Source organism: Streptomyces sp. 71268 (assembly GCF_029392895.1).
In the GTDB taxonomy this organism is placed as follows: Bacteria; Actinomycetota; Actinomycetes; order Streptomycetales; family Streptomycetaceae; genus Streptomyces.
The window spans coordinates 120,129-141,972 of the sequence record NZ_CP114200.1 but is presented as its reverse complement, the minus strand read 5'-3'; the positions used below and the strand labels follow the sequence as shown (position 1 = coordinate 141,972).

17 protein-coding genes are annotated in these 21,844 nt (G+C 73.4%); 10 read left to right on the top strand and 7 right to left on the bottom strand.

Annotated elements, in window-relative coordinates; all coding sequences use genetic code 11:
- Nucleotides 1–159: 159 nt before the first annotated feature.
- Nucleotides 160–2,976 carry an ABC transporter substrate-binding protein gene (locus tag OYE22_RS00615; RefSeq protein ID WP_277318523.1) on the bottom strand — a complete coding sequence of 939 codons (2,817 nt, stop codon included), beginning with the start codon at nt 2,974–2,976 and terminating at the stop codon, nt 160–162.
- A gap of 1,257 nt (nt 2,977–4,233) precedes the next feature.
- Here OYE22_RS00615 and OYE22_RS00610 point away from each other — a divergent pair.
- The 9 genes from OYE22_RS00610 to OYE22_RS00570 all read left to right on the top strand — a co-directional run bounded on the left by OYE22_RS00610 (nt 4,234) and on the right by OYE22_RS00570 (nt 14,040).
- Nucleotides 4,234–5,697 carry a nitroreductase family protein gene (locus OYE22_RS00610; protein ID WP_277318522.1) on the top strand — a complete coding sequence of 488 codons (1,464 nt, stop codon included), beginning with the start codon at nt 4,234–4,236 and terminating at the stop codon, nt 5,695–5,697.
- 5 nt (nt 5,698–5,702) lie between these two features.
- Nucleotides 5,703–7,160, top strand: coding sequence for a class I adenylate-forming enzyme family protein (locus OYE22_RS00605; RefSeq protein WP_277318521.1), 1,458 nt, complete (start codon nt 5,703–5,705; stop codon nt 7,158–7,160).
- A gap of 25 nt (nt 7,161–7,185) precedes the next feature.
- A complete protein-coding gene (locus tag OYE22_RS00600; protein WP_277318520.1) occupies nt 7,186–7,449 on the top strand; it encodes a phosphopantetheine-binding protein in 264 nt (87 codons plus the stop codon).
- Complete coding sequence (locus OYE22_RS00595; RefSeq protein ID WP_277318519.1) at nt 7,442–8,158, top strand: dihydrodipicolinate reductase C-terminal domain-containing protein; 717 nt, start codon at nt 7,442–7,444, stop codon at nt 8,156–8,158. Before OYE22_RS00600 ends, OYE22_RS00595 begins: the two co-directional genes overlap by 8 nt.
- A complete protein-coding gene (locus OYE22_RS00590; RefSeq protein WP_277318518.1) occupies nt 8,155–8,904 on the top strand; it encodes a class II aldolase/adducin family protein in 750 nt (249 codons plus the stop codon). The genes OYE22_RS00595 and OYE22_RS00590 overlap by 4 nt, the downstream gene beginning before the upstream one ends.
- A 75-nt stretch (nt 8,905–8,979) precedes the next feature.
- A complete protein-coding gene (locus OYE22_RS00585) occupies nt 8,980–10,119 on the top strand; it encodes an acyl-CoA dehydrogenase family protein (protein WP_277318517.1) in 1,140 nt (379 codons plus the stop codon).
- A 74-nt stretch (nt 10,120–10,193) separates the two neighbouring features.
- Nucleotides 10,194–11,570 carry a condensation domain-containing protein gene (locus OYE22_RS00580; protein WP_277318516.1) on the top strand — a complete coding sequence of 459 codons (1,377 nt, stop codon included), beginning with the start codon at nt 10,194–10,196 and terminating at the stop codon, nt 11,568–11,570.
- Nucleotides 11,567–12,643: a polysaccharide deacetylase family protein gene (locus OYE22_RS00575; RefSeq protein WP_277318515.1), complete on the top strand. Its 1,077-nt coding sequence runs from the start codon at nt 11,567–11,569 to the stop codon at nt 12,641–12,643. The genes OYE22_RS00580 and OYE22_RS00575 overlap by 4 nt, the downstream gene beginning before the upstream one ends.
- Before the next feature lie 113 nt (nt 12,644–12,756).
- A complete protein-coding gene (locus OYE22_RS00570; protein ID WP_277318514.1) occupies nt 12,757–14,040 on the top strand; it encodes an MFS transporter in 1,284 nt (427 codons plus the stop codon).
- Between the two features lie 159 nt (nt 14,041–14,199).
- Here the strand turns inward: OYE22_RS00570 and OYE22_RS00565 are convergent, their stop codons facing one another.
- The 3 genes from OYE22_RS00565 to OYE22_RS00555 all read right to left on the bottom strand — a co-directional run bounded on the left by OYE22_RS00565 (nt 14,200) and on the right by OYE22_RS00555 (nt 16,394).
- Nucleotides 14,200–14,703 (bottom strand): GNAT family N-acetyltransferase, encoded by a 504-nt coding sequence (locus tag OYE22_RS00565; protein ID WP_277318513.1) that lies wholly within the window; start codon nt 14,701–14,703, stop codon nt 14,200–14,202.
- 120 nt (nt 14,704–14,823) lie between these two features.
- On the bottom strand, nt 14,824–15,588 hold the full coding sequence (locus tag OYE22_RS00560) for a class I SAM-dependent methyltransferase (protein WP_277318512.1): 765 nt from the start codon (nt 15,586–15,588) through the stop codon (nt 14,824–14,826).
- 113 nt (nt 15,589–15,701) lie between these two features.
- Nucleotides 15,702–16,394, bottom strand: a complete 693-nt coding sequence (locus tag OYE22_RS00555) for a 4'-phosphopantetheinyl transferase superfamily protein (protein ID WP_277318511.1) — start codon at nt 16,392–16,394, stop codon at nt 15,702–15,704.
- A gap of 342 nt (nt 16,395–16,736) precedes the next feature.
- On the opposite strand from OYE22_RS00555, the gene argJ reads away from it, so the two are divergent.
- Nucleotides 16,737–17,891: a bifunctional glutamate N-acetyltransferase/amino-acid acetyltransferase ArgJ gene (gene argJ / locus OYE22_RS00550; RefSeq protein WP_277318510.1), complete on the top strand. Its 1,155-nt coding sequence runs from the start codon at nt 16,737–16,739 to the stop codon at nt 17,889–17,891.
- Between the two features lie 33 nt (nt 17,892–17,924).
- Here argJ and OYE22_RS00545 read toward each other — a convergent pair whose 3' ends face one another.
- From OYE22_RS00545 to pcaB, 3 genes are read right to left on the bottom strand one after another with little or no spacing between them, the layout of a single operon-like run.
- Nucleotides 17,925–19,109: a 4-hydroxybenzoate 3-monooxygenase gene (locus tag OYE22_RS00545; protein WP_277318509.1), complete on the bottom strand. Its 1,185-nt coding sequence runs from the start codon at nt 19,107–19,109 to the stop codon at nt 17,925–17,927.
- The gene (pcaD, locus tag OYE22_RS00540) at nt 19,109–20,371 is read right to left on the bottom strand and encodes a 3-oxoadipate enol-lactonase (RefSeq protein ID WP_277318508.1); all 1,263 of its coding nucleotides are present in this window, start codon (nt 20,369–20,371) and stop codon (nt 19,109–19,111) included. Before pcaD ends, OYE22_RS00545 begins: the two co-directional genes overlap by 1 nt.
- Entirely contained in the window at nt 20,368–21,759 is a 1,392-nt protein-coding gene (pcaB, locus tag OYE22_RS00535) for a 3-carboxy-cis,cis-muconate cycloisomerase (protein WP_277323926.1), read from the bottom strand. Before pcaB ends, pcaD begins: the two co-directional genes overlap by 4 nt.
- Nucleotides 21,760–21,844 lie beyond the last annotated feature (85 nt).

Here is a 21,844-nt window from a genome sequence, read left to right as displayed (position 1 = left end):
GGGAGGGCGGGCGGCGGCGCGGAGTGCCCCGCCCGGGGCGCGCGGCCTCCCCGGCCGGGCCACCGGAGCGTGGTCGCGCCCGTCACGCCGGACCCAGCCACCGACGATCGCCCGCGGCAACCCGGAGCAACCCACGGCAACCCCGCAGCCCCCAGTCACCTACGGCGCACAGGGTGCCCCCTGGAGCGTGTACCGCTGGCCCTGCGTGTACGCCCCGCAGGCGGCGGCCGTGCGTGGACCCCGGGGGGTGAGGCGCAGGACCACCAGGGTCTTGTCCCGGGGCGGGGCGTTGCTGCCGGAGGCGTAGTGGACCGAGCCGGTCGCCCCGTCGAAGGAGATGCCGGACCTGAGGGCGGTGGTGACCGCGCTCCTGCCCACACTGTGGTCCGCCCGGGCCAGGTCAACCGCCTGGGACAGGACGTGCAGGGCGTCGTAGGTGACGGCCGCCTGGCCGTCGTCGCGCCACGGGTCCCGGCCCCGCTCGCTGGCGACGAAGGCGTTGTAGGCGGCCACGAACTGCTGGGTCTTGCGGCTCGCCAGCGGGTCGGCGTCGGGCAGCCGGTGCGCCACGTAGTACAGCCGCAACCAGCCCCTGCCCTCAAACTCGCCGGTCTGGGCCACGTTCGTCAGCTCGTTGCCGGCCAGTACGGTGACGGCGCGCTGGTCACATGCGTTCCGCGCGTCCAACGCGTCCACGAAGGCCGCGAAGTCCCGGGTCCGGCCGGCCCAGTAGACCACCGTACGGCTGTCGCCGCCCAACACCTCGCACACCTTGTCGGCGAGGTCGCGCGGGCGCGAGTAGCCGAACACCCCGGGGTCGGAGTGGTCGAAGTCGCCCTCCTGGGAGAAGTTGACCAACTCCGCCGCGCCGTCCGGTCCGTCGCCTCCGGAGCCGCTGACGAAGTTGCCCCTGAACAGGCTGGCCAGGCTGCGGCTGTAGAGGTCGCCCGGGCTCTGCACCACGATCGCGCGCCGGGCCGGGGTGCACCCGGCGCCGCTCGGCCGCGCCACCAGCCGCTTGGTGCGGGCGAAGGAGGCCACCACCCGCGCCTCGGTGCTGTTGACCGGAGTGAGGGGCCAGTAGTAGTCGCCGACCTGCATCTCGTCGGCGGTCGCCGTCGTCCCCACGGCCGGGATGCGCGCCCGCGCCAGGACGCGCAGGGCCTCGCGGGTCGAGTCGCGGCTCTGCGCGAATCCCAGGACACCCACGACCTCCCGGGCGCCCGTACGATCACCGGCCGCCACCTCCGCGACCAGCTTGCGGGCCTCATCGGCGGCGCGTACGAAGTCGCGCCCGGTGTTGCGCACCTCCACCCGCAGCGGCACCCGCGAATCGTCCGAGAACGCCTCGCTGTTGAGCCGCCGCTGCCACAGGGTGATGCCGCGCAGCTCCGGCACGATCCCGTCGAACAGCGTGCCCGCCGCGCCCTCCGGGCCCGCGGAGGCGAAGTAGACGATGGTGCGCACCGTCCGGCCGCGCGCGGCGAGTTCCTCCGCCCGCCGGTTCTCCGCGTCGATCGCCCGCAGCGCGGTCCGGTACCACTCCACGGGGTGCACCTCGCCGGGCGCGGCGCGGTTCGGCGCGGTGCTGTCCCCCGCCACACAGCCGGTCGCGGGGGCGGGTTCGAGCCAGGTGCCGCCGCACGACACGCCACCCAGGGTGAGGGCCAGGGCCGTGGTGCCGGAGGCCAGCGCGGTCTGGGTGCGCCAGTGCAGCCGGTAGCGACGCGGCGGCCGGCAGCGGACGGGCAGCCCACGTCGTTCGAACGGCTCCTCCTGGAGGTCGACCAGGACCGGCCGGTCGGCGCCGGTCCGTAGCGCCCGCCCCGCCTGGGCCGCGTCCAGGCGCTCCGGGTCGAGTTCGCCCACAAGCGCCTCCGAGAAGCGGCCCACGGCGATCACCAGCGGGCCGAGCGTGGGCGACTGCGCCTGAGCCTTGGCGTACACGCGCAGGAAGCGCTCCGCGGCCCGCGCTCCCGGCTCGTCCGGGTGCGGTACGTGCACGAGCAGCACCGGGCGGGCGGTGCGTCGGCGCCGCTTGGGCAGCAACCCGCCCACCCGGGGCAGTGCGAGGTCGGCCAGCAGGGCCAGGGTCAGGAGCTGTTCCAGGACCGTGCGGGCGTCCTCGCGCTGCCGCTTGCCCTCCCGCAGCCGGAGCCGGCTGACCTGCCGGTCCGCGACCCCGTCCATCACCTGGAACAGATCCTCCCGCCCCCGCGCCACGTTCAACTCGGCGCCGAGCCAGCCTCGTCTGCCGCCGACCCGCCGGCGCGGGCGCCGGATCAGTCTGCGCGTGACCCGGCGGGCCCACCACCAGCGCGGCAGCGTGTGCGTGAAGGACAGCCAGAACGTGCGCAACAGCCAGCCGCCGAACCCCGCGTTGTCCGGTACCCCCTTGCCACCCAGCGCCCACAGCAGCTTCGGCAACCCACCCCGGTGCACCCGCCGCTCGTACGCGTGGTTCCGCAGGGCCACCGCGTCGTCGGGGGCGGGTGTGGGCACGCCCACCGGGCCCTGGGACGCCGTGTCCGCGGCGTCGGCCTCCGCGCGCGCCGTGGCCTGGGGCCCGTCGGCGGGCGTCGTCTCGGCGCGCGCTCGGATCGCGGTGACCAGGTCCCGCATGAGCGCGACGTCGGCGAACCGGTCCGGGGTCATCCGGGACGGGATGCCGAAGGCGAGTTCCTGGCTCGCGTGCTCGGCGACGAGGTCGTCGTCGGCGGTGGGGTGCGCCACGGCATGGGGGACGAGCTTCTCGCCCTGGCCCTCCAGCGGTTCCCGCAGCGCCGCCACCACGCGCCCCACCTGTGCGCGGTACGTCGCCACCGTCGCCGTGCCCTGCTGTCGGCCCGGCACCTGGAGCAACAGCAAGGGGAGCCCGATCGCCAACTGGCCCCGCCGGGCGGGAACGAGAGCCGCCGGATATTCGCGGGCGAAGTCGTCTGCTCCCAGATCGTCGGGAAATGTCGAATCGACCATGGCGTCCCCCCGAACCGAATGCGCCACTCGCAATAACGGGAAACCAGGCTACACCCGGCACTTCGGGACCGCTCCCGGGGAATTCGCGTGCGGTAATTGCCGAGGCGGGAGTTCGGCTCCCTGCTGGTCAAAGTGGGAAAGATGTGGTTCCCGGTGTGTCGTGAATTCTCGGCCCACATTCCGTATGCGGGAAAACTCTGCATTCTGGGCGTGGCCTCTCGGGGCGGGTGCGGGCCTCGTGGAGGCTCGTCAGACGCTACGAGCGCTCTGATGTGAGGCGGGTGTGACGTTTCTGGATCTTGGAGTTCTCCGCGCTTCAAGATCCGTAACGCTGCTGGGTCCCTCGTTTCCTCACCCGGCTCCCTGCGGCTACGGGTGGCGCGGCCTCCCGTGCGACCGCCGGTTCGCGGGCGGGTTCCCCGGGGCCCTGGCCGGTCGGCCGGGGTGCTCGGTCGGTCGCCCGGGGTTCGGCCGCCCGGCCGTGCTCGACTCCTCGGGGGCCCGGCCCGGGGGCGGGCGGCGGCACGGGCGCCGCCGGGCCGCGTCGTCCGCATCGCCGCGGTCGTGTCGTGTCCGACGCGTGTCCGGCGTCAAGTGTCCGTTCGGTGAACGCTGTTGGAGGGCGGGAGTCTGGGGTGCTCGTTCGCCGCCCGGGAGTGATTCCCGTGTCCGTCGAGAGGGTGGTGCGAGGGCCGTTGGGGCCCGCCGTCTTCTGGTCCTCCTCTCCGGCCGCCGGGCAGGGGCGTGCCCTTATCGCAACGGCCGGCACTTTCAAACCTCGCGGCACTCCATAACCATGTAAATAATGCGTCCACTTAACGAGACGCTTAGTGACGCTGGCGCGAACGGATCTCCGAACCAGTCATTCCGGATTGATGTCCGATTCATTTGCATTCACTCGGTTGGGTGGGACTTGTCCAATGGTTTTGCATTAATGGTCTTGACCAATGCCCAACAGGCTTGGCATGCTTCCAATGGCCGTAACCGGTAATGCGCTCTCGTAGTGCGAGGCGTTCCATCGGGTATGTGCCGCATCTTGACGCCGGTAGTTCACGTCATTCGTCTCGCGATATGAGAACGCATCAACCCTGGTTGTAGGGAAGCTCCAAACCCCGTATGGGGAGCTTTATCACCACCCATGGTATGCCCTCACATTCCCCCATGGTGCACGAAGGTCCGCAACATCAGTGCGGAGGGCGCTGCCTGCCTTCATGCGTATTCCGTGGGCTGTCAGAGAACAGGAGGTCTGCGTCAGACGTGCCAGGAAACCTGATAAAACAAAAAGCCGCATCCGTCGCATACGCGCCCGAGCGCGAATCCTCGGTCCGCACCGTTGACCTGTGGGCCCGCGTGGCCCTGCCGGCGGCGTTACCCGAACCGCCCGCCGGGCCCGTGGTCGCGCCCGGCCTCCGCCTCGCCCTGTCCCTGCTGGAAGAGGGCGTGCTGACCAGCCGCGCCAACCGGTCCTGCGGGTCGTACGTCGCGCGGGCGGTGCCGTCGGCCGGGGCCGTGTACCCGTACGAATTCGCCGTCCTCACTCTGGAGGACGGCCACCCGACGGCGTTTCGCATTGACGCCGATCGCCGCACCTGCGCCCGACTGGCCGTCGGTCCCCGCGTCGCCGCCGCCCTTCGCGCGTCCCTGTTGTCCATTCCGGAAGGCGGCGGAGCGCTGGTGGTCACGCTCACCCGCCCCTGGCTTTCGATGCGCAAGTACGGCGACCGCGGCTATCTCTACACCCAGCTCGACGCGGGACACGCGGCCGGGAACCTCATGCTGGCCGTCGCCGGCCGTGGCGCCACGGGGGCGCTACGGCTGCGCTTCCCGAGGGAATCCCTGTCGGAATTGCTGGAGGCCGGCGAGAATTGCCGCGAAATTCACTCCGCGGTTCTCGTGCCGGTCAGCTCCACGGACGATTCCTGGGCCCGCTGGACCGTGCACGACGACACCGACCGGGAACGGCGCGGGGCCACCTGGCGGTCGTGGCTGGAAGGCGCCTGCTGGGACTCGCTCGCCGGCTGGTCCGCGCACTCCGGCTCGCCCTTCCTGCCGGCCGCGCCAGCGCCGCTCGCCCACGTGCACGCGAACCACCAACGCGTGGCCGCCGAAGCGGGGTTGGGGGACCCGTCCGGCTGGGCGGAGCTGATCGGGACGCGCGTGTCCAGCAAGGCGTTCACGGGCGAACCGGTCTCCGCCGCCGCCGTCTGGAAGGCGGTCTCGGCCCTGTGCACACCGCTGGAGACCGACCTCCCCGCCGCCTCGCCCCTGGCCGCCACCCTGGTCCTGCGCTCGACGACCGAGCCCGCGCAGGACGCGGTCTACCGGCTGCGCACCGGCGAACGGCAATCGGTGCCGCTGCCCTCCACCGACGAGGTCGCCCGGGCCTGCATGCAGCAGCGCTCCCTCGCCGGGGCCGCCGCCATCGTGCTGCTGCACGTGCCGCGCGCCTCGCTCGCCGGGGCCGGCTCGGCCGGCGACGCCGAGAGCCTGCGTGAACTCGCCTTCCGGTGCGGTGCGTTGGGGCAGCTCCTCTACCTGGGGGCAAACCGCGCGGGGATCGGGGTGACCGCCATCGGCGGCTTCGACTCGCCGCTGTGGCGCACGCTGGCGGGGCTGCCGGAGGGTGACGAGACCCTGTACGCCCTGCTGCTCGGCCGCCCGGACGACTCGGGCATCAAGTTCGACCGGCTTGCCATGGCGCACGCCCAGAACGAACGGTGAGCCCGATGCGCGCTGTCCTCCCCGAACTCCTCACCGACGTTCTCACCCGACACGGCGAGCGCGTCGCGGTCAGCGACGCGGCCGGTTCGCTCGGGTACGCCGAACTCCTCCAGCGGGCCCGCGCCGCGGCGGACACGCTGGCCCGGCACGAGGTGCCTGGCGAGCGGCTTCGGGTGGCCCTGTACGCCACCAACTCCGTGGACTACGTGGTCAGTTACCTGGCGACGCTGTTCGCCGGCGGGGTTCCCTTCCTGGTCGACTCGGCCTTCAGCCCGTTCGACCTCTCCCGCATCGCCGAGGACTGCGGGCTTGACCTGCTGGTCCACGCCCCGGACGCCGATACGCACACCATCGCGGACCAGGCCCACGCGGCGGGCGGCGAGTTCGGCGCCCTCGCCGTCAGCCGGGTACGGCCGTTCGACACCCCCCGCCCGCACCTGTTGGACGCCACCGAGGTGTGCCGCTTCACCTCCGGCTCCACCGGCCGGCCCAACTGCATCGAGTTCTCCGGCGCCGCCGTCTCCGCCGCGGCCGCCAACTGGGCCAAGGGGACCGGGCTTTCGGCGGACGACCGCATCGCCTGCTTCGCCGCGCTCTCCAACGGACTGGCCTTCAACACCTCCCTCCTCGCGGCCTTCCTGCCCGGCGCGTCCCTGCACCTGTCGAGCGGGCTGCCCACCGCCTCCCGCGTGGTGCGACTCCTGGAGAGCACCGAGGCCACCCGCCTCGTGGCGTTCCCGGCGCTCTACGAGTCGATCGTGCGACGCGCCCCGAAGGAGGGGTTCGCCGCCGTCCGCACCGCCATCTCCTCCGGCGCCCCGCTGCGCGAGACCGTACGCGAGGAGTTCACCCGGCTCACCGGCGTACCGATCCACAACTACTACGGCGTCGCCGAGGCCGGACCCCTGACGTACGCCGCGGACAGGGCGGGCAGCGGGCTCGGCGCCCCCCTGCCCGGTGTGCACCTGCTCGCCACGGAGCGGGGCATCCGGGTCAGGAGCGAGTCGATGGGCTCGCGCTACCTCAACGCCCCCGGCGTGTTCGAGGAGCGCGTCGACGCCGAGGGTTACTACCACACCGGTGACCAGGGCCACCTGCGCGACGGCACGCTCCACCTGACCGGGCGTACCAGCCGGCTGGTCAACGTGGGCGGGCGCAAGATCGACCCGATCGAGATCGCGGACGTGCTGCGCACGGCCCCGGGAGTGCTGGACGCGGTCGCCTTCGAGGCCGACAACCAGCACGGCGATCCCACCCTGGCCGCCGTCGTCGCCGTCGAGGCCGGCGTGAGCGCGCGGTCCCTGCGCACCCACTGCGCGGCGACGCTCCCGTCGTTCAAGGTGCCCGGCATCCTCCGCCTGGTGGACCGGATTCCGGCGAACTCGATCGGCAAGCCGTCCATCGAACGCCTGCGGCGCCTGCTCAGCGAGCCCCAGAGCACCAGCGACACCCAGAGCAACTGACCCTCTTCGAGACACAGGACTCCCCATGGACAGCAACGCTCTTCGTACCAAGATCCTCGACCTGGCCATCGCGGCGGGCGACGGCAGTGTCACGGCCGACGAACTCGCCAGCGCCAACTACTCGCTGCGTGAGGTCGGCTACTCCTCACTCTCCTACATGCGCCTGATCGACAGCATCGAGAACGAGGTCGGCGTCTACCTGGACCCCGAGGCCGCCACCGAGCACTACGAGACCATCGACTCCGTCACGGCCCTGGTGGTCGCCAGCGGAATCGGTGCCGATGCCTGAGACACCGACCAGCGGCGGCCCGACGATCGGGATCGTGGGCCTGGGGCGGCTCGGTTCCGCGGTGCGGGCGGCCTGCCAGGCGAGCGGCGCGAGGGTCACCCTCACCGCCTCCCGCCGCGGCGGCTGGTCCGTCGACGCGGTCCCCGACGTGCTCGTCGACGCCAGTGCGCCCGAGGCACACCCGACCGTCCTCGACTACTGCGCCACGCACCGGCTGCCGCTGGTCGCCTGCGTCTCCAACCTGTCGGACACCCAGTGGAAGGCGCTGGAGGAGTTGGCGGAAGGGGTGCCGGTGGTACGCGCCACCAACCTCTCCTTCGCCCACTACCTCCAGGTGCGCATCGCCGAGTTCACCGCCGCCCACGCCACCGGCCGCTTCGACGCGACCACCACCGTCCGCGAACGACACCCGCTCGGCAAGGCGCACCGCCCGAGCGCCACCGCGCTGGCACTGGCGGAGACCTGGCACCGGGCGAGCGGCCGAGCCGTGGCCGACATCGCCGACGAACGCGCCGGGCTGCCGGTCAGCGAACACGAGATGACCCACACCTGGGACGGCGAGGCACTGCACGTGCGCCACCACGTCGGCAGTTGGACGGTGCCCGCCCGCGGCGCGCTGACGGCCGCCGACTGGGCCCGTACCGCCACACCCGGACTGGTCACCATGCGGACCGTCTACGACGACCTGACAGCCAGGAGAGTGACATGAGTACCGACGAAGCACAGCCGCTGAACCCGGCCGAGCGCCGGCTCGTGCTCCAGGTGGCGATCGGCGCCCGGATGCTGTCCCTCGACGGGCACGACGACTTCAACCAGGGCCAGATCTCGGCCCGGATACCCGGTCGCGAGGAGTTTTTCATCAAGGGCGCGCTGGTCGGCTTCGACGAGGCGACCCCGGCGGACGTGGTCCGCTGCGCGGTGGACCACACCCTGCCCGCGCCGTCGCTCGCGCCGCCGGAGCTGCCGCTGCACCAGGCCATCTACCGGGCCCGCCCCGACGTCAACGGCATCGTGCACAGCCACGCCCCGCACACCCTGCTGTTCGGCGCCACCGACCTGCCGATGCGGCCGATCTCACACGACGGCGCCTACTTCCGCGACCGGATCGGCCTGTTCACCGAGACCAGCAACACCGTCCTGGACATCGAGACCGGCGAGCACATCGCCAAGGACCTCGGGGAGCACCCGGCCGTCCTGCTGCGCAACCACGGCGGCGTCATCGTCGGCAAGAGCGTGCGACACGCCGCCGTCTTCGCCCAGGTCCTGGAGCGGGCCTGCCGGCTCCAGCTCGCGGCCGAGGCCACCGGCGTCCCGTACGCCTACTCCACCGACCAGGACGTGGCGGCCAAGCAGGACTTCATCTACGCCGACCTCTCCGTCCGCTCGTACTGGGACTACGCCGTCCGCCGGGTCGAGAGGCACTGGCCGCAGGCCGCCGACTGGGGACGCGGCTGACCGCGCCCACCGCGCGGTCCGCGCACCGGAACACCCCTCGCCACCCAGCCCCACCGCACTCACGGAGGTCGTCCGATGAAGGTCCAGCGCATCCTGCCCACGGAGGAGGCGGCCGAGCTACTCGGCCTGGTCCGCGAGATCGCGACCGGCGAACTCGCCCCCAGGGTCGCCCAGTTCGAGGCGGACCACGAGTTCCCCCGGGAGGTCGTGCGCACCCTGGGCAAGGCCGGGCTGCTGAGCCTGCCCTACCCCGAGGAGTACGGCGGTGGTGGTCAGCCGTACGAGGTCTACCTCCAGGCGCTGGAAGAGATCGCCTACCACTGGTTCGCGGTGGCCGAGGCCGTCAACGTGCACAACCTGGCCTGCTTCGGGACCGCCACCTACGGCACCCGGGCCCAGCGCGAGGAGTTGCTGCCCGGCATGCTGGGCGGCGAACTCCTCGGCGCGTACTGCCTCTCCGAGGCGGAGGCCGGCTCGGACGCGGCCTCGCTCACCACCCGCGCGGTGCGCGAGGGTGACGACTACCGGATCACGGGCACCAAGTCCTGGGTCACCCACGCCGGCCACGCCGACTTCTACAACGTCTTCAGCCGCACCGGCGGGCCCGGCGCCCGTGGGCTGTCCTGTCTGGTGGTCCCCAGCGGCACGCCGGGCATGGTGGTGCACGAGCCGGAGCGCAAGCTGGGTGTCTGGTCCAACCCCACCGCGCAGGTCGGCTTCGAGGACGTCAGGGTGCCGGCCGAGCGGCTGATCGGCCGCGAGGGCAAGGGCTTCCTGATCGCCATGGGCGCCCTCGACTGCGGCCGGCTCGGCATCGCCGCCTGCGCGGTCGGCATCGCCCAGGCCGCCGCCGACTACGCGGTGCGGTACGCGAAGGAACGGCGCCAGTTCGGCCAGCGGATCATCTCCTTCCAGGGCGTCGGCTTCCTGCTTGCCGACATGGCCACCCAGATCGCCGCGGCACGGGCGCTCACCCTGGCAGCCGCCCGGCTCAAGGACGCGGGCCTGCCGTACTCGCTGGAGGCGGCGAAGGCCAAGCTGTTCGCCACCGACATGGCGATGAAGGTGACCACCGACGCGGTGCAGGTGCTCGGCGGCGCCGGCTACGTCGCCGACCACCCGGTCGAGCGCTGGATGCGCGAGGCCAAGCTGTTGCAGATCGTCGAGGGCACCAACCAGATCCAACGCCTGGTCATCTCGCAGGGCCTGGACTAGCCAATCCGCCGCGGCAGCAGGGCGAGTCGCCGCAGGCGTCGTACGAGGCAACCGAAGGGAAAGTGGGAAACACGATGACCACGGTCGAGGAGCGGACCATCACACTGGAGTCCGCGCGGGCGGGGACGGGCCCGGCCACCTGGGGGCAGCGGGCGATCTGGGGGGTCGTCACCCGACTCGGCGACGACGCCCCCCGCTACAACCTGCGGCTCGACCTCCCCCTCAACCCGCCGCGCCCCGCCGCCCGGGTACTGGCGGACCTGACGGAGCTGCTGCGGATGCACGACAGCCTGCACACCAGGCTGCTGCCCGACGGCGCGGACGGCCTGGAACAGGTCGTGGACGGGACCGGCGAGCTGCCCGTCGCGGTACGGACGTGCCAGGTGGAGCAGGCGCCCGAGGTCGGCGCGGCGCTGATGGAGGAGTTGGCGGGTCGCTCCTTCGACCACGCGCGCGAGTGGCCGTTCCGGGTCGGCCTCGTGGAGTGCCAGGACCAGGTCCACCGGCTCGTACTGGCGGCGTCGCACACCGCGATGGACCTGTGGGGTGAGGGCCGCATGCTGCGCGACCTGGAGTTGATCTCAGCGGGCGAGACCGCCGAGGCCCTGCTCAAGGCCCGCCCCGCGCTCCAGCCCCTGGAAGCCGCGGCACACCAGGCGTCCGCGCTCGGCCGGCGCAAGGACGCCGGAGCCCGGCGCTACTGGTGCGAGCGCCTGGCCGCCGGCCCCCGACGCATCTTCCGCGACCCCGCGGCGCCGGAACTGGCGAGGACCGAGCCGGGCCGGCTGTTCCCCAACGCGCTGCTGCGCTCGCCCGCGCTGGCGGTCGCCGCCGAGCGGGTCGCGACGGAGCTGGGGGTGAGCGACGCCGCCGTGCTGCTGGGAGCGGCCTCCCACCAGTTGGCCAGGGTGTCGGGCAGCAGCGACGTGCTCTTCCAGGTGGTGGTGAGCAACCGCTTCCAGCCGGCCGCCGCCGAGTCGGTCAGCACCATGGCGCAGGAGGCCGTGTTCCTGCTGACCGACGCGGACAAGGACTTCGAGGAGGCGGTACGGCGGACGCGGTCCGTGTCGTTCAGCGCGTTCCGGCACGCCGGGTACGACAAGTGGGCGCTGGACCGGGAGGTGGCGGCAATGGTCGAGCGGGGCGAGGCGGGCGACCACTCGTGCTGGTGGAACGACACCCGGGACCCGAGCGACGGACCGTTCGACACGGTGGAGCGCCCGTCGGCCCCGCTGCGCGAACTGCTCGACCAGACGGAACTGACGTGGCCGACCGAGTTCCTGCCCCGGGTGAACGTCTCGATCGCGGTGGACGCGCTGACCGCCCCCGGCGCCCTGGAACTCGCCATGACCGCCGACCCGGCGGTCATCTCCCGCGAGGGGATGGAACGCTTCCTGCGGGGGGTCGAGGAGCTGGTGGTCGCCGAGGCGATAGCACGGGGTGAGGGATGAGCACGCGGTACGCGGGGATCGCCTGGGCGGGCACGGGCTACCAGGTGGAGGTCCTGGACGGGGCCGGGCGACGGGTGGTCGAGCCGAGCGACTGGGGAGCCGCCCAGGTCGCGCGGCTCATGGCCTGGCTGACGGAGCTGGGCGAGGAAGCGCCCGTGGCCGTGGTCCTGGAGAGCACCAACGGCCTGCTCGACGGGCCGATGACGGCGGCCGGCCTCGACGTCTACCGCGCCGACCCCTGGCTGCTCCCGGCCCGGCCGTCGTTCGGTTCCGTCACGGCCAGGGAACTGGCGGAGCGGGCCCGCAGCGCACCCGACGCGCTGGCCCGGGTGACCGCGGAGGGCGGCAGCCTGACCGGCCGCGCCGAGGAGTACGACGACGGCGTGCGGCGCAGCGAGCCGATGCGGGCGGCGCTGGTGGCCTCCGGACGCTGCGTCGAGCACGGCCGCCGGGACGCCCCGCGCGTCGCGCTCACCTTCGACGACGGACCCGACCCGGTCTACACCCGCCAGGTCCTGGAGATCCTGGCACGGTACGACGCCCGGGCGACCTTCTTCTGCGTGGGGCACCACGTCGCGGCGCTGCCCGACGAGGTGCGCCGGATCGCCGACGCCGGCCACGAGGTGGGCAACCACTCCTGGTCACACCCCTTCCTCCCGGACCTCACCCCGGACCAACTGCGCGAGCAACTCGACCGGACGGCGACCGAGGTGGCCCGGGTGACCGGCCAGGCCCCGACCCACTTCCGACCCCCGTACGGCGGCCTCAGCCCGGAGGTGCTGGCCACCCTGGCCGACCACCCGACCACCCTCACGCTGTGGGACGTGGACTCCCGCGACTGGTCCAGGCCCGGTCCGGAGCGGATCACCGAGTCCGTCCTGGCGACCGCCCGGCCGGGCTCGGTGGTGCTCATGCACGAGGGCGCCGGCGACCGCAGCCAGACCGTACGGGCCCTTCCCTCGCTCATCGAGGGCCTGCTGGACCGCGGCCTGGAGCCGGTCACCCTGCACGACCTGTTCACGCCACCCACCCAGGCCGAGGTCAGCCGACCGTCGGCGGCCGGCCGCGCCTGACCCGCGCCGATCGTCCCCGACGGCCCGCCTCCCTCGACCACGACGACCCACGCCCGATCACGAAGACCACGAAGACCACGAGACACGAACTACGGCTGGAGAACTGAAGAGTCATGAAAGATCGCTCGGCAGACCACACTGCGGCGGGTACGTCTTCGCAGACCCAGGACCGGCCCGCCGAGGCGCCGCAGGCCGGGGAACCGGCGATCTGGACCCGTAACTTCCAGTTCTACTTCACCGCCCGCAGCGCGGGCCTCCTCGGCTGGGCCATGCTCCCCGTCGCGGTCACGGCCGGACTGCTCAGCTCCGACTACAGCCTGAGCACCGCCGGGTACGCGATGGCCTTCCTGGTGGGCCCCTTCGCCGGCCTGGTCATCTTCGGCGGCGTGCTGGCCGACCGCTTCACCGCGCGCCGCATGATGATCGCCGCCGACCTGTCCAACCTGACCGCCCACGTACTGCTCGCCCTCCTCTTCGCCTACGGCATCGACCACCTGTGGCACCTGTACACGCTGCTGGTGGTGGCCGGCGTCGCCAACGCGATGTTCCAGCCGGGCGCCTCGTCGACCGTCCCGCTGGTCTCCCGCGACGTGCAGGGCGCCAACGGCGTGCTGCGCATCTCCGAGGCGTTCACCGCGCTGGGCGGCCCGGCTCTGGCCGGTGTGCTGGTGGGCACCGCCGCCACTGAGTGGGTGATGGTGATATCCGCCGTCGCCTACGGCACCAGCGCGTGCTGCCTGTTCGCGCTCCGGCTCGGGGTGGTGCCCGCCCCGCCGGCCGACGAGAGCTTCGGCCGCAACCTCGTGGTCGGCTGGCAGGAGTTCCGCTCCCGTAACTGGCTGTGGGGCGTGATCGCGATCTGGATGTTCTTCGCCGTGCTCTCCTGGGGCCCGCAACTGTCCATCGCCGCCGGCGTGATCGTGCCCGAGCACGGCGCCACCGCCTTCGGCCTGCTCAACTGCGCCTTCGGCGCGGGCACCGTGGCCGGCGGCGTGCTGGCGATGCGCTACAAGCCCGACCGGCCGCTGGCCGCCGGCGCCGTGGCGATGCTGGCCTACCCGCTCTACCCGCTCGGCATCGTGCTCGACTGGCCGGTCTGGCTGTTGGCCGTCGCCCAGGTCGCGGTCGGTATCGGCATCACCTTCTGGGGCGTGATGTGGGCCACCAGCGTGCAGACCCAGGTGCCGGGCGAGGTGCTCAACCGGGTGCACGCCTACGAGGTCGCGGGCTCCGTCGGCATGTTCCCGGTCGGCAGCGCGTTGGCCGGCCCGGCCGTGGGGGCGTTCGGCACCGACGAGGTGCTCCTGGTGGGTGTCGTGGTCGCCCTGCTGACCGCGGCGGCCCTCCTGGCGGCGCGCCCGATCCGCACCCTGGGCCGGGTGCCGGGCCGCGCCTGAGCCCGGGGCGGGGCGGACGGGGCCGACGCGGTGGGTACGCGCCGGCCCCGCGCGCGTTTGGGCCCCGCGCTCAACCCGCCCGGCAACCCACCGACTCGGCGAGCCGTCAAGTCGGCAAGCCGCTGACCCGGCGACCCGCCGCCCCGCCCCTCAGACCGCTCACGGCAACGTGCGGGTGAGCCAGGCCACCTTGCCGTTCTTCTCCATGGTGACGCGGTCCCGCTCGAACCCGAGCTTCTCCAGAACGCGGAGCGAGGGGGCGTTCCACGTGCCGACCGTCGACCAGAGCCTTTTCCGCCCGGTCGCCGCCGCCGCGTCGAGCACCGCCCGGGCCGCCTCGGTGGCGTAGCCGTGCCCGTGCACGCGCTGGAACAGCTCGTACGCGATCTCGGGCTCCTCCAACGTGGTGCGGCCGATGATCAGCCCGCAGTAGCCGATGAAGTCGCCCTCGGCGCGGCGTTGGATGGGCAGCAGGGCGATGCCCGTGGTCGCCGTCGCGGCGAGTTGCTCGGCGATGTCCGCCCGCACGTACTCAACCGTGTGTGTCCCCGTGCCGCGTTCGGAGTGCAGGGCGCGGAGCTCGGCGGCGTCCGACTCCTCCCACGGCCGCAGTACCAGTCGCTCGGTCTCCAGGTGGAACGGCATCGTCTCGTACGTAGTCATGTCCCCACCCTGCCGCATCGACCGGCGCCGGCCACGGCCGGAGTACCCCCACATGCCCGCTGGGCCGAGGGTCCGCCGGGCTGGTCGTCGTTCCCGGCCGCGAGGCGGTCGGCCGGGGCCTCAGGCGCGGTCGGGCTTGCGGGCTTCGATGAGGGTTCGGGAGGAGTGGGCGATGAACGGGCCGTCGGCCTCGATCCGCTGGTGCAGGGCGCGCAACCGGTCGCGGTAGCGGTCGACGGTGAAGCCGGGCACCGTCCACACCACCTTGCGGAGGAAGTAGACGACGGCGCCGACGTCGAAGAACTCCATCCGCAGCCGCTCCGCGCGCACGTCCACGACCTCCAGTCCGGCGGTCCGCGCCGCGGCGCTCTCGTCATCGGGGTGACGCGCGCGGCGCGCCTTCGGCTGTGGCCCGAGGAAGTACTCCACCAGCTCCCACACGCTGGCGGGCCCGACGTGCTGGGCGAGGTAGGTGCCGCCAGGGCGTAGCACCCGGGCGATCTCCGCCCAGTACACGGTGGTGGGATGGCGGCTGGTCACCAGGTCGAACGCGTCGTCGGCGAACGGCAGCGGCGGCTCGTCCGGGACGGCGACGAGCACCACCCCACGTGGGTGCAGCAGCCTGGTCGCCTTGGCCGCGTTGGGAGGCCAGGACTCGGTGGCCGCCATCGTGGGGGGCAACGTCTCCGCCTCGGCCAGCACCTCACCGCCGCCGGTCTGCACGTCCAACCCCGCCGACACGGTCGCCAGCCGCCGGCTCATCAACCGCTGGTACCCCCACGACGGGCGCTCCTCGCTGGCCCGCCCCGTTAGCCAGGAGAAGTCCCACCCGTCCACGGACACGGACGCGGCCTCGGCGACAAGATCCTCAAAGGAACGCGGCATACCCGCATTGTGCCGTCAGAGGGCACGCGCGGCGCGCAGGGTGCTCCCGTGGCCGGCGTGGCGAGGCCCCGCGAGATGGGGGAGGCGGGCCAGGGACTCGCCAGTCGAGCGCGCTACCGACCGCGCGCGGCGGCCTCGGTTTCGCTGGGCGCCTGGCCGATGGTGACGGCCGCGACGACCAGCCCACCGCGTACGTGCCACCGCCCGGACATGCGGGTGAGCGGAGCCCCCGCGACCACGGGGCCGGTCTGCCGCAGTTCGGCGGTGAAGCCGTCGGAGGCCGGGTCGAACGTGAGCCGCGCCTCCTGGAAACCGAGCCACCGCCGCGCCAGCGGATACCACGCCTTGTAGACGGCCTCCTTGGCGCTGAAGAGGAGCCGGTCCCAGTGGACCTCGGGGCGCGCGGCCGCCAGCCGCGCCAGGTGTGGCACCTCGTCGGGGTGGGCGACCTTCGTGAGCAACCCTTCGGGGAGGGGAGCGTGCGGCTCGGCGTCGATGCCGATCGAGGCGTGATGGGCGTCGAAGCCCAGCGCGGCGGCCCGATAGCCCGCGCAGTGCGTCATGCTGCCCACGACCCCGGACGGCCACAGCGGTTCACGCCGAGCGCCGGACAGGATGGGGACGACAGGTATCCCCAGGTCCCTCATGGCCCGCCGGGCGAGGTGGCGAACGGTGGTGTACTCGCGACGCCGCCTGTCGATGGCGCTGCGCACCCCCGCCTCCTCCTCAGGAAGCAGTCGGGCGTCCGGGAGGTCGCCGAAGGAGTCCGCCACGGCCACCCCCGCCGGCACGATGTCGCCGATCATCGGGCCAGCCTACGCAAGACGCCACCCGGCGAGGTAGGCCCCGGAAGCCGGCGCCTGACCGCCGACCGGCGGCGGGGCGGCCGTGGCCGGTGGGAGAGCGCGGGCCGGATCGACGGACAGGCTGCCCTCCAGCCACCGCTGATGCATGAGTATGCGGAGGGGCGCTCGGCGGTGGGCGCGCGAGACGGCGAGGATTGTATGGAACAGCGACCACGCGTACGGCTCCTGGTCTTCTCTTGGTTCGGGAAAAGAACTCGACTGGAGGCATGTTCATGCGTCCGAGTGCATAAGATGTAACTCGGTCGACCCGCCGTGCACACTCGGACGAGAGGACGCGAAGCCATGTCGTCACCCAGCCCACGGGGTTTTCGTAGTCGTACAGCGGCACTGGGGATCAAGGACGAGGCGGACGACTTCGCCGTCGTCGTCTCCGACGTGCCCGCCGCCGTGTCGGCGGTCTTCACGCGGTCCCGGTTCGTCGGGCCCAGCGTCACGCTCAGCCGTGAGTCGGCGGCGACGGGTCGGGCCCGCGGGATCGTGACCATCGCCCGGAACGCCAACGTCGCCACCGGGGCCCAGGGCATGGCCAACGCGCGCGAGGTGCGCGCCCTGGTGGCCGAGGCGGCCGGGTTCGCGCCCGAGGAACTGCTGATCGCCTCCACGGGGGTCATCGGTCGGCAGTACCCGATGGACAGGGTCAGGTCCGGGCTCGCGCGGCTCGGCTGGCCGCTGCCGGAGGCGGACCTGGAGGCCGCCGCGCGGGCGATCATGACCACCGACACCGTCGCCAAGCACGTGGCGCTCCCGTGCGGCGACGCGACCATCGCCGCCATCGCCAAGGGCGTGGGCATGATCGAGCCGAACATGGCGACACTGTTGGTCTTCTTCTTCACCGACGCCGAGGTGGAACAGCCGGTGTTGGACCGGGTGTTCCGCCGGGTGGTCGACCGGACGTTCAACGCGCTGAGCATCGACACCGACACCTCGACCAGTGACAGCGCGGCGATCTTCGCCAACGGCCTGGCGGGGCCGGTGGCCGAAGCCGAGTTCGAGGCCGTGCTGAACCAGGCGGCCCTGCACCTGGTGCGCTCGATCGCCGCCGACGGCGAGGGCGCCGGCAAGCTGATCGAGGTGCGGGTGACCGGCGCCCGCGACGACGCGCAGGCCAAGCGGGTCGGCAAGACCGTCGTCAACTCGCCCCTGGTGAAGACCGCCGTGCACGGCGCCGATCCCAACTGGGGCCGGGTCGCGATGGCGATCGGCAAGTGCGAGGACGACCTGGACATCGACCCGGCCAGGGTGGCGATCCACTTCGGGGACGTGGAGACCTACCCGGCCCCCGTCACCGACGAGACGCTGGCCGCCGCCACCACCCACCTGGAAGGCGACGAGGTCGTGATCGCCGTCGACCTCGGCATCGCCTCCGGGACCTTCACCGTCTACGGCTGCGACCTCACCGACGGCTACATCAGGATCAACGCCGACTACACCACCTGACGCGCGCCCCGCCGCGTCCGGCGGGGCACGGCGCTAACGCGGCAGGGGCAGCCCCGTGTAGTTGTCCGCGAGGTCGGCCGCGGCGTGCGGCGAGGTGACCATCCGTGCCAACTGCGCGAGTTGCAGACGGGTGTCGAAGGGCGAGTGGGCCGGGTCGGTGTGCAGCGTGGTGGTCATGAGGTACGAGAAGTGCTCGGCCCTCCACACCCGACGCAGGCACGTGTCGGAGTAGGCGTCCAACAGGTCGGTGGAGCCGGTCTCGCGCTGGTGGATCAACGCCCGGGCCAGGACGGTCACGTCGGCCGCCGCGAGGTTGAGGCCCTTGGCGCCCGTCGGCGGGACGATGTGCGCCGCGTCCCCGGCCAGGAAGAGGCGGCCGTGGCGCATGGGCTCCGTCACGTGGCTGCGCATCGGCAACACCGCCTTGGCGGTGACCGGACCGCGCTCCAGCCTCCAGCCGGGGTCGTCGTCCACGGCGAACCGGGCGTCCAACTCGTCCCAGACGCGCTCGTCGGGCCACGCGGCCGGATCGGTGCCGTTGGGCACCTGGAGGTAGAGCCTGCTGACGGTGGGGGAGCGCACGCTCGCCAGGGCGAAGCCGCGCGCCGAGTGGGCGTAGATCAGCTCCTCGTACACCGGCGCGGCCTGGGCCAGGATGCCGAGCCAGGAGTACGGGTAGTCGCGCTCGTAGGTGGTACGCACGCTCGCCGGTATGGTCCCGCGCGCCACGCCGTGGAAGCCGTCGCAGCCCACCACGTAGTCGCAGGTCAGGCTCCGGTCCTCGGCGCCGTGCCGGTAGTGGATGACCGGCCGGTCGGTGGTGACGCCCTCGACGGCGCGTACCTCGGCGTCGAAGCACAGCGGGCCGCCGTCGGCGAGCCGCAGCGCGATCAGGTCCTTGACCACCTCGGTCTGCGCGTACACCACCACCCCCCGGCCGCCGGTGAGCGAGGGGAAGTCGACGCGGTGGGCGCCCCGGTCGAAGCGCAGCTCGATGCCGTGGTGCACCAGCCCCTCGCGGTCCATGCGCGCGCCCGCGCCCGCCGCGCGCAGCGTGTCCGCGGTCTGCTGCTCCAGGATGCCCGCCCGCTGGCGCTGCTCGACGTACGCGCGGTCGCGGCGCTCAAGCACCACGTTGTCGATGCCCGCGTTGTCTAGCAGCCGCCCCAGCAGCAGTCCTGCCGGGCCGCCGCCGATGATGCCGACGGTGGTACGCATCAGGGGGTCTCCTCGTCGTCGCCGAAGGCCCTGGCCTCCGGGCCCGCGGGTGGCGCGGGGCGTGGGGTGGGCGTGCCGGCCCACTCCTCGGCCAGCACGCGGTCGGCCACCTTGAAGGCCGAGTTGGCGGCGGGCACGCCGCAGTAGACGGCCGTCTGCAACAGCACCGCGCCGATCTCCTCGGGGCTGAGGCCGTTGCGCAGCGCGGCGCGGACGTGCATGGCCAGCTCCTCGTCGTGGCCGCCGGCCACCAGTGCGGTGAGCGTGACGCAGCTTCGGGTGCGGCGGTCCAGCGCGTCGCTGGTCCAGATCTCGCCCCAGGCGTAGCGGGTGATGAAGTCCTGGAAGCGGGCGGTGAAGGCGGTGGTGTGCGCGATGGCGCGGTCCACGTGCGCGTCGCCGAGCACGGCGCGGCGTACGGCCATGGCCTCGGCGCGCGAGAACGCCCCCGAGCTGTCGCCGGCCCGTTCTCGGGCCGGGGGTGGCTCGCCCGGGTCGGCGGCCAGGTGGGCCCGCAGGGCGGCGAGCACCGCTCGGGGCCGCTCGACGCAGGCCAGGTGGCCGGCGCGGGCGATCTCGACCAGGTGCGCGTCGGGGATGCCGTCCGCGAGCGCGCGGGCGTGCGCCGGCGGGGTCGCGGCGTCGTCCCGGCCGCCGATGACGAGGGTGGGTGCGGTGATCCGGGCCAGCTCGGCCCGCAGGTCGAGGCGGGCGATCAGCTCGCAACACGCCGCGTACGCCGCCGGGTTGACCGCGCGGTGGTCGGCCACCAGCGCGGCCACGGTCTCGGCGTGGCCGGCGGCGAAGCCGGGCGCGAACCAGCGGCCCGGGGCGCCGTCGGCCAGCGGGCCGACGCCGCGGGCGCGCACCGTGTCGGCCCGCTCGTGCCACGCCTCGGGCGGGCCGAACCGGGCCGAGGTGCACAGCAGGGCCAGCGCGCTGACGCGGCGCGGGTGGTGGGCGGCGAGCCAGGCGCCGACCGCGCCGCCGAGCGAGACGCCGGCGTAGGCGAACGTGTCGATGGCGAGCGCGTCGGCGAGGGCGATGACCTGTTCGGCCAGGTCGGCCACGGTCGGTTCGGCGGGCAGCGCGTCGGCGGGCGAACCGCCGTGGCCCGGCAGGTCCCAGCGGACCACCCGGTGGTCGTGGGCCAGCGCGGCGGCCTGCCGGTCCCAGACGGACAGGGAGGTGCCGAGCGAGGGGCCGAGGAGGAGGGCGGGGGCGTGCGCCGGGCCTTCGACGCGGTGGTGGAGGAGGGTCATCGGGGGTCCTGCCCAGGGTGCGGGGAGCGGGGGGTGCGCCGGAGCGCGCGGTCGGTGAGGGCGCCGGCCGAGCCCAGGTAGTCGGTGGGTTCGGCGAGTTCGCGCAGCCGGGCCGCCGGGAGCGCGCCGGTCACCTCGGGCTCGGCGCGCAGCGCCTCGAACAGGTCGGTGCCCTCCTCGGTGGCCCGCCGCGCGGCCCGGGTGAGCGCCGCCTTGGCCGGGCCACGGCCCAGGTACGGGGCCAGCTCGGCGGCCAGCCGTTCGCTGAGCAGCGCGCCGCCGGTCAGCCCGAGGTTGGCGCGCATCCGGTCGGCGTTGACCGTCAGCGACGCGCCGAGTTCGGCCGCCGTGTGCGCGGCCCCGCCCAGCAGGCGCAGGGCGTCGCGCAGCGGCTGCCACTCGGCGTGCCAGGGCCCGGCCGCCCGCTCGTCCGGCGCGGCCAGCGCGCCCAGCAGTACGCCGGCGAGCGCCGGCACCTGTCGGGCCGCCGCCGCGACGAGCGTGGCCCGCACCGGGTTGGCCTTGTGCGGCATGGCCGACGAGCCGCCGCCCGAGCCCTCGGTCACCTCGCCGATCTCGGTACGGGCCAGCACCAGCACGTCGCCGGCGACCTTGCCGAGGGCGCCCGCGCCGAAGGCGAGCGCGGCGCCGGTGTCGGCGATCGGGGTGCGCAGCGTGTGCCAGGGCAACTCGGGCGCGGCCAGGCCCAGTTCGTCGGCGTACGCGGCGACCAGGGCCAGGCCCGGATCGCCGCCTGCGGGCTCCGGCGTGGCGCTCGGCGCATCGGCGTAGGCGTGGAAGGCGGCCAGCGTGCCGGCCGCGCCGCCGAGTTGCACCGGCAGCGCGGCGCGCACGCGGGTGATCCGCTCGTACGCGTCCAGCACCAGCGCGCGCCATCCGGCCACCTTGAGCCCCACGGTGGTGGGCACCGCGTGCTGGGTCAGCGTGCGGCCGGCCAGCGGCGTGTCGCGGTGCCGGGCGGCCAGCGCGCCGAACGCGTCGGCCGTCCGCCCGAGGTCGGCGGCGATCAGGTCCAGGCTCGCGGCGGTAACCAGCATGCAGGCCGTGTCCATGATGTCCTGGCTGGTGGGCCCGCGGTGGACGTACGCCGCGTGCTCGGCGTGGGCGCCCGCCACCGCCCGGGTGAGGTCGGCGACCAGCGGGATGACCGGGTTGCCGCCCGCGCGGGCGCGGTCGGCAAGCGATGCCAGGTCGAACCGGTCCGCGCGGGCCACGGCCGTGACGGTGGCCGCGGCCTCCGGTGGTGCGAGCCCCACGGCGGCCTGGGCCCGGGTCACGGCGGCCTCGGCGTCGAGCATCGCCTGCGTGAAGGCGTGGTCGCTGGTGACCTCGTCGACGGGGCTCGCCGCCCGCACCGGGGCCAACAGGCCGACGTCGCGCTGGTGCGCGGGGTACGGGCCGCTCGCGGTCGCCGGATCGGGGCCGGGGGCCGGCTCGGTGCGCGGCTGGGAG

Excerpts from the sequence above, each read along its gene's own strand:
- OYE22_RS00615 (WP_277318523.1), bottom strand. The coding sequence starts at position 2,976 with ATGGTCGATTCGACATTTCCCGACGATCTGGGAGCAGACGACTTCGCC.
- OYE22_RS00605 (WP_277318521.1), top strand. The coding sequence starts at position 5,703 with ATGCGCGCTGTCCTCCCCGAACTCCTCACCGACGTTCTCACCCGACAC.
- OYE22_RS00600 (WP_277318520.1), top strand. The coding sequence starts at position 7,186 with ATGGACAGCAACGCTCTTCGTACCAAGATCCTCGACCTGGCCATCGCG.
- OYE22_RS00595 (WP_277318519.1), top strand. The coding sequence starts at position 7,442 with ATGCCTGAGACACCGACCAGCGGCGGCCCGACGATCGGGATCGTGGGC.
- OYE22_RS00590 (WP_277318518.1), top strand. The coding sequence starts at position 8,155 with ATGAGTACCGACGAAGCACAGCCGCTGAACCCGGCCGAGCGCCGGCTC.
- OYE22_RS00585 (WP_277318517.1), top strand. The coding sequence starts at position 8,980 with ATGAAGGTCCAGCGCATCCTGCCCACGGAGGAGGCGGCCGAGCTACTC.
- OYE22_RS00580 (WP_277318516.1), top strand. The coding sequence starts at position 10,194 with ATGACCACGGTCGAGGAGCGGACCATCACACTGGAGTCCGCGCGGGCG.
- OYE22_RS00575 (WP_277318515.1), top strand. The coding sequence starts at position 11,567 with ATGAGCACGCGGTACGCGGGGATCGCCTGGGCGGGCACGGGCTACCAG.
- OYE22_RS00570 (WP_277318514.1), top strand. The coding sequence starts at position 12,757 with ATGAAAGATCGCTCGGCAGACCACACTGCGGCGGGTACGTCTTCGCAG.
- OYE22_RS00565 (WP_277318513.1), bottom strand. The coding sequence starts at position 14,703 with ATGACTACGTACGAGACGATGCCGTTCCACCTGGAGACCGAGCGACTG.
- OYE22_RS00560 (WP_277318512.1), bottom strand. The coding sequence starts at position 15,588 with ATGCCGCGTTCCTTTGAGGATCTTGTCGCCGAGGCCGCGTCCGTGTCC.
- OYE22_RS00555 (WP_277318511.1), bottom strand. The coding sequence starts at position 16,394 with ATGATCGGCGACATCGTGCCGGCGGGGGTGGCCGTGGCGGACTCCTTC.
- argJ (WP_277318510.1), top strand. The coding sequence starts at position 16,737 with ATGTCGTCACCCAGCCCACGGGGTTTTCGTAGTCGTACAGCGGCACTG.
- OYE22_RS00545 (WP_277318509.1), bottom strand. The coding sequence starts at position 19,109 with ATGCGTACCACCGTCGGCATCATCGGCGGCGGCCCGGCAGGACTGCTG.
- pcaD (WP_277318508.1), bottom strand. The coding sequence starts at position 20,371 with ATGACCCTCCTCCACCACCGCGTCGAAGGCCCGGCGCACGCCCCCGCC.